This window comes from Rhodococcus sp. EPR-157, assembly GCF_001647195.1.
Lineage (GTDB): Bacteria > Actinomycetota > Actinomycetes > Mycobacteriales > Mycobacteriaceae > Rhodococcoides.
In genome coordinates this window covers 1-9143 of record NZ_LVCV01000195.1, presented here as the reverse complement: position 1 = coordinate 9143, position 9143 = coordinate 1, and the positions used below count along the sequence as shown (strand labels likewise).

The window sequence follows — 9143 nt, the reverse complement described above, 5'->3', positions numbered from 1 at the left end:
GAACGCAGTCATCGCACGAGATCGATGTTGTGTCATGTGCGGACGACCCGCAGGCTGGTGCCAAGTCCACCACATCGAGTACTGGACTGACGGAGGACCAACAGACCTGACCAACTCGGCGCTGGTATGCGGGCGCTGCCACCGCTCCATCCACCACGGAGACTGGGAAGTCGTCCTCGGCGACGACGGACACCCCCAAGCAATCCCACCCGCCGCCGTCGACCCACACCGACAACCCATCCCCAGCTACCACCGCCGACGACAACGCACCGCATAACAACCGGCGCCAACCCCGCCGACATCGAAGTTATGCACCCACGACCAGCGACAACGATGCACAACTTCGATCTCGGGGGTCGGCGACACCCGGCGCCACAATCGGTCAAAACGTCTGCCCAACTTCGGGATACACGCTGCACTACTACCCGACGACTCCGAGCCCGCCCTCCGATAGACAGAGCCCGACAGGCGGTTCCATCAATCCATACCCACCGCCAACGATGTAACGTCAACCATCACATCCACGACCTACCGGACATCGACGTCGAGGGAAGGCCATCCATGCCAGCAGGCGCTCTGTCCGCATCCGGGTTCGTCGATGCTTGATCACGGGGTAGCGAGACGACCGGCACGATGGTGGACCTGGCTGACCGCGATCACAGCGTTGCTCGTCGCCCTCGTCTGCGGAGTCATCCTCTACTCGTTCATACCGCCGACCGTGTCCTTCCCGATCTTCGCGCTCGCCGCCTGGGGTCTACTCATCCTCGGCGCATTCTGGCTGACGTTCGCTCTCGTCGGATGGTTCAAGTACCGAGCGTTCCGATGGACCCTCGTCGCACCCGTATTGGTGCTTGTCACAATCGGACTGGTTGCCCTCTCGGTACCGTCGACCTTCGCGTTCACTGTGTCCAAACGCGCACTGAGCACCGCCGCCGACCAGTGCGGTGAAACGTTCGAGGACCAGACGATCGGTCTCTACCGAGTATGGATGACAGAGCGAGTCGACGGCGGTTGCCTGTTCTACATGGATGGCGGCTTGATCGATCCCGTCGGCCTTGCGCACATGCCGGACGGAGTTCCGTACCTCGGCGACCCACGCCACGAGGGCGACATCGGATACCGGGAGTTCAACGGCGACTGGTACCGATTCGTAGTTGCCTTCTGAACCTCATGTCAGTGCGTCGACGTGGCCAGTTCTTCGGAAACAGCGGCGCGGGAATGAAACTCACACACCATATTCGGAATCCTCTCGCTGACAAGCGAGAGGATTGCCGGGAAGATGACACTCGAACCGATGGCGGACCAGCCGTCGGCCATGCGCCGTGGTTCTATCACCGAGGCAGCGAACTGCGGCCTACCTGATCGGCCATCGATGTTCCTTGCCTGAAAGGCGCTGTGGCAGATCCGTCAGAGGATGCCTTTCGCCGCTGCTACGGCAGCCAAGGCCACAACGGCAGCCGACAGCACCGCAATCAAGATTGCCTCCGTTGGGCTCGGCGTGCCCGGTTGGCGTATTCGATATCGATCCGACCGGCGATTGTTCAGCTTCACAATTTCAGATCTAAACCTAGTTTAGGGATAATTTCCAACCGTAGAGACCATTCGATGGAGATTTCCTAAAGAGAACTCCATTGGACATTCATACCTATCGGTCGACCGTATTCGAATCGCCCTGATATGTCCGCAATCATCTGTGCGGCAGCATCGGTCAGTCATCCGGCTCGAAGATGTCCTCGATGCTGCACTCGAACACCGATGCCAGCCGGAACGCGAGCGGCAGGCTGGGGTCGAAGCGTTCCTTTTCGATCGAAATGACCGTCAGACGCGTCACTTCGACCCGCTCGGCAAGTTCGGCTTGCGACCAACCTAATTCGACGCGGCGGCGTCGTACATCGTTTTTCACGTGTTCATGCCGACAGCGCTCGACGACGCTGAATCGCATAGCGCATCGTGCACGATGCGAACGCAGTGAACAGCAAGGCAGTCAACAGCACGGTGGCCGAGATGTCGGCGCGAGTGATGGACACCGCCGTCAACGCGAGCCCGATGACGACAACGAGATCGGTGGCTGTCCCGCTCAAAGCATCCTTCTGCCAACGTGATTCGATATCGTCGTCGGAAATGGCCGGTTGCGGCGCCGCAACAGGCGCGACGCACACGATCCAGCCGAGCCCGATTCCCACCGGCAGCGCACAGATACCGAACACCACAGCGGACAGCAGCGGAGCGACCGGCGACAGCAAGAACGTCACCAGACCCACGATGATGGCCGTAGCCAGCGCAGTCAGACCGGCCAGTATCCATCGAGCCGTCATGCATTCCTCCTGACATATAGTTCACTGTACGTATAGCTGACTATACATCCGGTGCGCGAAGAGACAACATCTATAGGCTGCGGGCATGAAGGGTCGGCTCATGCTCGTCGCGGTGGTAGTAGCCGCGTTCGCCTGGTACATGATCGAGACTGCCCCCGCCCCGCGGGCGGTCGCGGAAGTAGGGCCCGCGGAGGCGTTCACATGCGCTGCGCCCACCGAGACGATCGGCCACCAGACCACCTTCACTCCCCCGCCCGCCATAACACGGCCCGTAGCGGGCACCGTGCCCGAGGATTTCACCCCGGTCGAGGCAGTTGTCTGTGGGGAATTCACCGAAGGCTTCGTCGACGCCGACAGATCCGTGAAGTACTACGAATGGCGCTACGCAGGCGACTTCTCCGAAGCCATCGAACAGCTCAACGCGCCATCCGCTCGCGCGAGCCTTCTTCCAGACGACTGCAGCGTGTACAGCATGCCGATGATCCCGGACATGTTCCTTCTCGACGCCGACGGTCGCGCGGTGGAACCGATGTATCCATCGTCCGATTGCGGGGTGAACCTGAGCGGCCTCTTCGCCGTGCAAGATCTCCCGGAGGTCGACAGAGTCGAGCACACAATCCGACTCACCGACGACGGCATCGAGGCGCTGCGTGGATGTTCACCGGAGTTTGCCGTGCCCGAGCCGGGCCCACGCACACTGGAACCGAATACGTTGTCGTTCGAGGGGCTGTGCCATTTTTCTCTACCGGGGTCCGGACCGGTGTTCCGCGGTGTCACCAACTACGGGTACGACGACAACGTCACGCTCGCGGACGTCATGCCGGCACTCGGACCGGCCCCGCCGTGCACTCAGCCGGCCACTACGGTGTTCACGACGATCGGCCACGACTTCGAGGCGATCGAGCGGGATCGCGTTCGAATGCTCGTCGAACTCGACGGCTGCCGTCGAGTGTTGGCTGACGGCTTCGTTCCGTTGGGTCCGCTGACCGACTCGCTGGCGGATCAGTTGGCATTCTCGATGCCGTGATCGGTACGTTGTACAGTCGATAGCATGGGTAAGGGATTTCGCGCACTCGACGCCCGCACCCGTTCGTTCTTCGGTGGCCCAGGGGTCGCGCTGTTCGTCGTCGTCGCAGCGTTCTTCTTCATCGCCCCGGGCATAGGCAAGGCCGCGGGGCTCGACGCGCTCTCCATCGCACTGTTCTTCGTCGGTCTGGCGGTATGCATCATCGCCGTGAGCCGAGTGTGTCGGCGGCTGCGCAAGTCTCCCAGCTAGGGCCTGCCCTACTGCGCGCTTACCGGGTCCAGGATGACATCTTCGGAGATACGAACTCGGTTGTTCTGTAACGATTCCCGAGCTCTCCGTTCAACCAGCAGTGGAACGAAGTCACGAATCTTTTTGTTTTCGAAGCGCGCCCGCTCGACTGCGATCGCGTCGTCGATGACTTGACCCGGAACGCCTGGGAACGCTGTGCCCAGTCGATCGCGTACAGCTGCGATATGGTCGTCTTCGGTGGTGGTCATCGATTCAGAATCCGCCTCGATACGCGCCTTGGTCAACCCTTTAGCTCAGACAGTTTTCGCGATGTCAGCGAGGTGTCTGCGGTGCCGGGAAAGCGATCGTGCAGCGCGTCGAGCTGTCGATGCAGCTCGTAGAGCGTGTTCCGCTGACTTCTGGCAGCTTCGACGTGCCACAGCCGTGCAGAGGCTTGCCCGGATTCCCACGCAGTCTGTGCGGACCTCTCGGATTCTTCGATCTGTAGCGAGACTGCTGCGATCTCGGTACAGAGCACGGCAATGAAGACACTGGCTTGGGCTTGATCAGGGCTGTCGGTCATCGTTCTCACCTCGGCGCGCGTATGGAAGAAGCTGCCAGGTTCATGCGATGGCAGCCGTCGGCACCTGACAGTATCGGCGTCGGTGAATTGCCGCTGAACATGTGGGGGTCGAAATCAGTCGTCGCCACTGCAGCGCACCGGTGCTATTCGTCCAGCCAGAGCCGCCTGCGACACACCTCACGTAATGCACCTCTGGTTGCCGGGTCGAGCTCAACCGTCGAGCCTGGGTCCTCGAGCAGATCCTTCGCCGACTTCTCGGTCTCGGATCACCGCAATGCCGTCACTGCGATACGTGCGACGCGCCCGATCGCCTGGTCCACCAGCGGGAGGTGTAGGTCCGATCGCGCAGCACGAGTGAATACCGACACCGCAATTGGTGCCTCGCCAGGGAAGACCACCACCGCGACTTCGTTGCGGATAGGACCTATCGTTCCGGTCTTACCGGCAACCGTCACATCGGCGTACGGCAGCGCGGATCGAATTCGGTGCGGCCATATCTGCTGCGACATAATCGTTTTCATGTTGTCCGTCATTCGCGGTGATGCGGCTCGCCCTTCCCAGATCGCGGACAGCAAAGCGTTGATGTCGGCGGCGCTGGTAGCAGTGGTGTACGCCGGATCGTATGCGGCGGTCTCGTGAATGACGCTGTTGCTCGCCAGTAGCCCGACAGCCTCCGCGAGGCTGAGCGCACCGGTGTCGTGGACGAGTTGCCCTTGAAGGGCCGCCGTTCCGCCCACTATTCGCGTATCGCTCAGCTCGAACTCATCAATAATCTGCTCGACGATGCCAAATCCCAGCGCGCCCAACAAGATATCCGCAGCGGCGTTGTCGGACACGGTGATCATCGATCGGACCAAGTCCAGCCATGACAGAGTTACCGGATCGGTGAATGTACTGATGCCCGTAGGCCCGGGCGTGCAGTCAGCGGGGACGACTCGAACCTGTGTGTGCGGATCCAAATGGCCGGAATCGAATGCCCGCGCCGCAGCGACAAGAACGACGAGTTTGTAGACCGAGGCTGCCACGACGGGCTCGTGTCCATTGACGTCGACCACCGGTCCGTCGCCGTCGATTCGTTGGGCGCGAAGCCAACCGCGACACCCAGCGTCGTGGAACACGGCAACTATCCGGTCTTCGATCGGGCTCATCTTCTACCCCGAAGCAGTTCGCGGTCGATGGCATGTACCGGTTCGCTCAGATCGATCCCCGGCGTCGACACGATCCGCAGTCGGAGAGCGGTCTCGTCAGGGAGCATCCGCTTGTGCACGGTGCCTGTGTGTTCTGGTGCCCCTGTGGTCGCGAAGCCGAAGCACGATCCGGACGCGACGGCGGCGGCAACCTCACGGTGAGTGGAAGCGACGCCGACCTCCGGATCGAGCCCGCGGCGCCGGAGACTGTCGATGAGCAAGTCATGCGTGGGTGGATTGTGGTCGCGTGGCACGGTGACGAGGCGCAGACCGTCGAGCATCTTCAGACGCGGTGATGCGGCATCTGCGGCGGGATGCTCAGCGGGTAGTACGACGGATCGAGGAACCGTGATGATCGGGCCGGCATCGAGACCTTCGGTGTCCGACGGGAACTGCACGACGGCGAGGTGGATTGCGCCGCTTCGCACTTCGGAGATCAGGTGCGCGGATCCGGCGGTCACAGGGATCACGGAATGGTCGGGTCGAGGTGTGACCGCCCGCAGAATGCCGAACGTGCAGCGGGCGATCAGCTCGTCGTCGAGTTGCGGCACGCACCCCCACTTCAGTCCTTGCAGCGAGCCCTGTCGATGTCGGGCGTCACCGAGGAATCTGGCTGCATCGTCGACGATGAGGCGCGCACGCGGGAGCAGGGCCGAACCGTCAGCCGTCAGGACGGCCCCTTCTCGTGTGCGTTCGATCAGTTGAAGGCCCAGGTGACGTTCGAGTCGGCGCAGCCCTTGCGAAACCGGTGGCTGTGTCACTCCCAGTGCACTGGCGGCTCGACCGAAGTGGCGGTGCTCTGCAACCGCGACGAAGTAGCGAAGGTGACCGATCAAGTCCATGACAGCCAGTCAACACGTTCGCTCGGCACACCATTGTCAGACCCGCGCCCCAGGTGCTTCTGAGCTGCTGTTATTGCGAACAGCAATCGCTTCGCAGACCGCGACGACTTGGCGTGTCGATCCCTTCACGTGCTTCGGTCAGTGCATGAACCACGAAATCACGAGACGCCAAGCTCTACTGGGCGCCATCGCTGCGGGCACCGTCGCCCTCGTCGGGTGCGGAGAGACCTCGGCTCCACCACAAGCTCGGGCACGCAACACCATCGACGACGACGTGGCAGCCCTGGAGCAGCGACACGGGGCACAAATCGGCCTGTGGGCTTCGGATCTGACATCGGGCGCCACCGCGTCGTATCGTCCTCGGGAATCCTTCGCTATGTGTTCGACGTTCAAGCCCTACGCTGTTGCCGTCGCACTCCAATTCGCCTCGAGGGGTTTGTTGAACCTCGACGACGCCGTGCCTGTCACGGCTTCCGATATCGTCGTCAATTCACCGGTTCTCAGCACCCTGATCGGGGGCTCGATCACCCTGTCCCAGGCATGCGACGCAGCCCTCACTCGAAGCGACAACGCCGCGGGAAACATCGTGCTCAGGGCCATCGGTGGTCCACCGGCCATCACCGCGTTCGCCCGCAGCGTCGGTGATGCCCGCAGCCAACTCGACAGATGGGAACCCGAACTCAACGAAGCGCTACCTGGCGACCCGCGTGACACGACAACGCCCGAATCGTTGGCCGCTGGATATCGTGCAATCCTCACAGGCGATGCGCTGGAGAAACCTCACCGCGAGCGCTTGGTGGGATGGATGCGCGACACGCGCACATCGGACGAACGATTCAGAGCAGGCCTGCCTCTGGGATGGTCCAGTGCGGACAAGACGGGCGCGGGGTACTACGGATCCACCAACGACGCCGGCTTACTGTTCGGACCGTCTGGGCAGCAGATCCTTGTTGTCGTCTTGACCCGATCGCACAACGATCAGCAGGACGCATCACCACTCAACGAAGCTATTGCCGACACCGTCCGCGTCACGCTCTCCAATTTCGGGCACACATGAAGGGCGGTCGGATAGGTGATCACGTACGAGATCGTTGCTCTGCTCATGGTCGTCGGATTCCTGATCGGTTCAGCCCTCCTTCTTGTCGCTGTGCTGGTCTGCGCCACATGGCCCGCATTGAAAGCGTCGCTACGCTTCAGAATCGGTTTCGCTCTCGGGACTGTCGTCGTACTCCCGATAGTGATCGCTTCGCCGAACTGGCTGGAAAACCCCCGACTGTTGATGTACTTCGCGCCTGCAGCCGTAGTTGCACTACTTCCATTCCTGCCCTGGTGGATCAGCGCGATGTATCAACCACATGGCAAACGCGAGAGAGACCGACCGTGATTGCGCCGTGGTGAGCCGAGCTGGTCCGAAGCGAGAACTGCATCAAGGCCGAGGCCTTGGGCGGCCGAAGGTCGACGGGTGCATGTAGTTTCGGCGCAGTTCGGCGGCAGATTCTTCGAGTTCGGTATGGCTGATCGACCGTCCCAGCCAGTAGGCAACAACCCCACCTACCAGCAGCCAAACGGCTAAGACCCCGACGATCCACCACATCATCGAAACATCGTGACAGATTCCATGACACTTCACAGGCGAATTACCGGTTTTTTATGATCAAGTTCAACCCTGTGCCCGTTCGATAGGGTGTAGCAGCTGACGGGCCGCACGAAATGTCCGGTCTTGCCCCGCGGTGGCATCGAAACTTCGGATGCCGCGCGGGTTGTCGAACCGGTCCAGGTCCCCGCTCCACTCGACCCAGCTCGAACGCGCACGTTTCAGCCAGCGCCCCGGTTGCAACCTGCGCACCCGCTGCAACCTGCGCGTTCAAGTTCATTCGGCGCGCAGGTTTCAGCCAGCGCCCCGGTTGCAACATCGCGAGTGTCAGGCGGCCTGGAAGGCGATCTCGGTCAGCTCCTCGGACACTTTCCACATGCGCGAGGCGTCGTAGATGCTGCGGAGCGGTGCGTACATCTTCTGCTCGGCGGGAGGGCCACCGAGGTTGCCGAATCCACGGGGACCGTAGAGGACGCCGGGCTTGGCCTTCGGATCGGTCGCGGCCATCAGCGCCGGGAGCACGGCCGACTCGACGGTGCCCAGGAGTATGCCGCGGTCCGACAGCCCCCGCACCAGCCGGTACTGCGGAGTGTCCTTGTCCCGATCGAGCTCGGGACGAGCCGCGAGCAGACTGGTCGGAGCCACCCCGGGATGGGCGAGGTAGCTGGTGATTCCCCACCCGTCGGCTCTACTGCGTCGTTCCAATTCCAGGCCGAACAGCCCGAGCGCGATCTTGGACTGGCTGTACGCGCGCGTCGCGTTGTAGTTTCGCTCCCAGTTCAGGTCGTCCCAGTTGATCTTCCCCCGTCGGGCACCGATGCTGAGCTGCGATGTCACCCGGGCACCACCGTCGCGCAGAAGCGGTAAAAGCCCTGCGACAAGGGCGAAATGACCCAGGTAGTTCGTGCCGAACTGCACCTCGAATCCGTCGGCCGTGGTCTGGCGGCTCGGCGGGCTCATGACGCCGGCGTTGTTGATCAGCACATGAATCGGTCGGCCCTCCCCACGCAGGGTGTCGCTCAGTGCTGCAACCGATTCCAGCGATGACAGGTCGAGAGAGCGCAGCGACACGTTCGCGCCCGGCGCCGCCTTGACTATCTGGGCGACAGCCGCGTCGCCTTTGGCGGTATTGCGTACCGGCATGATCACCTCGGCGCCGGCTGAGGCCAGTCGCGCTGCCATCCCCAGGCCGATGCCGTCGCTCGCTCCGGTGATCACTGCGCGCTGTCCGGACAGGTTCGGGATGGTGATGTCGATCGTTCTGCGTGGCATTGTGCGCTCCTCGGTGAGTTCGTTCGTTCGTGGTGTCGATCCTGGTCGGACGCCTGTGACCTATCCAGGACCTGTTGATCACAGGCTCACCGGGC

General features: G+C 62.2%; 13 protein-coding genes. 6 read left to right on the top strand and 7 right to left on the bottom strand.

Features of this window, described 5'->3' with window-relative positions; translation table 11 throughout:
* The first annotated feature begins 34 nt into the window (after positions 1-34).
* Both A2J03_RS29825 and A2J03_RS09140 read left to right on the top strand, forming a co-directional pair.
* Positions 35-277, top strand: coding sequence for an HNH endonuclease (locus tag A2J03_RS29825; protein ID WP_331712362.1), 243 nt, complete (start codon positions 35-37; stop codon positions 275-277).
* A gap of 321 nt (positions 278-598) precedes the next feature.
* The gene (locus A2J03_RS09140; RefSeq protein WP_068372475.1) at positions 599-1165 is read left to right on the top strand and encodes a hypothetical protein; all 567 of its coding nucleotides are present in this window, start codon (positions 599-601) and stop codon (positions 1163-1165) included.
* A gap of 543 nt (positions 1166-1708) precedes the next feature.
* On the opposite strand, the gene A2J03_RS09135 is transcribed toward A2J03_RS09140, so the two are convergent.
* Positions 1709-1903 carry a helix-turn-helix transcriptional regulator gene (locus A2J03_RS09135; protein ID WP_068372472.1) on the bottom strand — a complete coding sequence of 65 codons (195 nt, stop codon included), beginning with the start codon at positions 1901-1903 and terminating at the stop codon, positions 1709-1711.
* 4 nt (positions 1904-1907) lie between these two features.
* Positions 1908-2315: a hypothetical protein gene (locus A2J03_RS09130; RefSeq protein WP_068372468.1), complete on the bottom strand. Its 408-nt coding sequence runs from the start codon at positions 2313-2315 to the stop codon at positions 1908-1910.
* A gap of 85 nt (positions 2316-2400) precedes the next feature.
* Between A2J03_RS09130 and A2J03_RS09125 the strand changes: the two genes are divergently transcribed.
* Both A2J03_RS09125 and A2J03_RS09120 read left to right on the top strand, forming a co-directional pair.
* Positions 2401-3342 (top strand): hypothetical protein, encoded by a 942-nt coding sequence (locus A2J03_RS09125; protein ID WP_068372465.1) that lies wholly within the window; start codon positions 2401-2403, stop codon positions 3340-3342.
* Positions 3343-3366: 24 nt separating this feature from the next.
* A complete protein-coding gene (locus A2J03_RS09120; protein WP_068372462.1) occupies positions 3367-3591 on the top strand; it encodes a hypothetical protein in 225 nt (74 codons plus the stop codon).
* Positions 3592-3599: 8 nt separating this feature from the next.
* On the opposite strand, the gene A2J03_RS09115 is transcribed toward A2J03_RS09120, so the two are convergent.
* The 4 genes from A2J03_RS09115 to A2J03_RS09100 form a co-directional block, all read right to left on the bottom strand.
* A complete protein-coding gene (locus A2J03_RS09115; RefSeq protein WP_068372459.1) occupies positions 3600-3839 on the bottom strand; it encodes a three-helix bundle dimerization domain-containing protein in 240 nt (79 codons plus the stop codon).
* Positions 3840-3871: 32 nt separating this feature from the next.
* Positions 3872-4153, bottom strand: a complete 282-nt coding sequence (locus A2J03_RS09110) for a hypothetical protein (protein WP_068372457.1) — start codon at positions 4151-4153, stop codon at positions 3872-3874.
* Positions 4154-4419: 266 nt separating this feature from the next.
* Positions 4420-5301, bottom strand: a complete 882-nt coding sequence (locus A2J03_RS09105; RefSeq protein ID WP_068372454.1) for a serine hydrolase — start codon at positions 5299-5301, stop codon at positions 4420-4422.
* A complete protein-coding gene (locus A2J03_RS09100; RefSeq protein WP_068372451.1) occupies positions 5298-6182 on the bottom strand; it encodes a LysR family transcriptional regulator in 885 nt (294 codons plus the stop codon). The genes A2J03_RS09105 and A2J03_RS09100 overlap by 4 nt, the downstream gene beginning before the upstream one ends.
* 145 nt (positions 6183-6327) lie before the next feature.
* Between A2J03_RS09100 and bla the strand changes: the two genes are divergently transcribed.
* Together bla and A2J03_RS09090 are read left to right on the top strand one after the other, a co-directional pair.
* Positions 6328-7239 carry a class A beta-lactamase gene (gene bla / locus A2J03_RS09095; RefSeq protein WP_068372448.1) on the top strand — a complete coding sequence of 304 codons (912 nt, stop codon included), beginning with the start codon at positions 6328-6330 and terminating at the stop codon, positions 7237-7239.
* Between the two features lie 15 nt (positions 7240-7254).
* Positions 7255-7566, top strand: coding sequence for a hypothetical protein (locus A2J03_RS09090; RefSeq protein WP_068372445.1), 312 nt, complete (start codon positions 7255-7257; stop codon positions 7564-7566).
* Between the two features lie 537 nt (positions 7567-8103).
* On the opposite strand, the gene A2J03_RS09085 is transcribed toward A2J03_RS09090, so the two are convergent.
* Positions 8104-9048 (bottom strand): SDR family oxidoreductase, encoded by a 945-nt coding sequence (locus A2J03_RS09085; RefSeq protein ID WP_068372442.1) that lies wholly within the window; start codon positions 9046-9048, stop codon positions 8104-8106.
* Positions 9049-9143 lie beyond the last annotated feature (95 nt).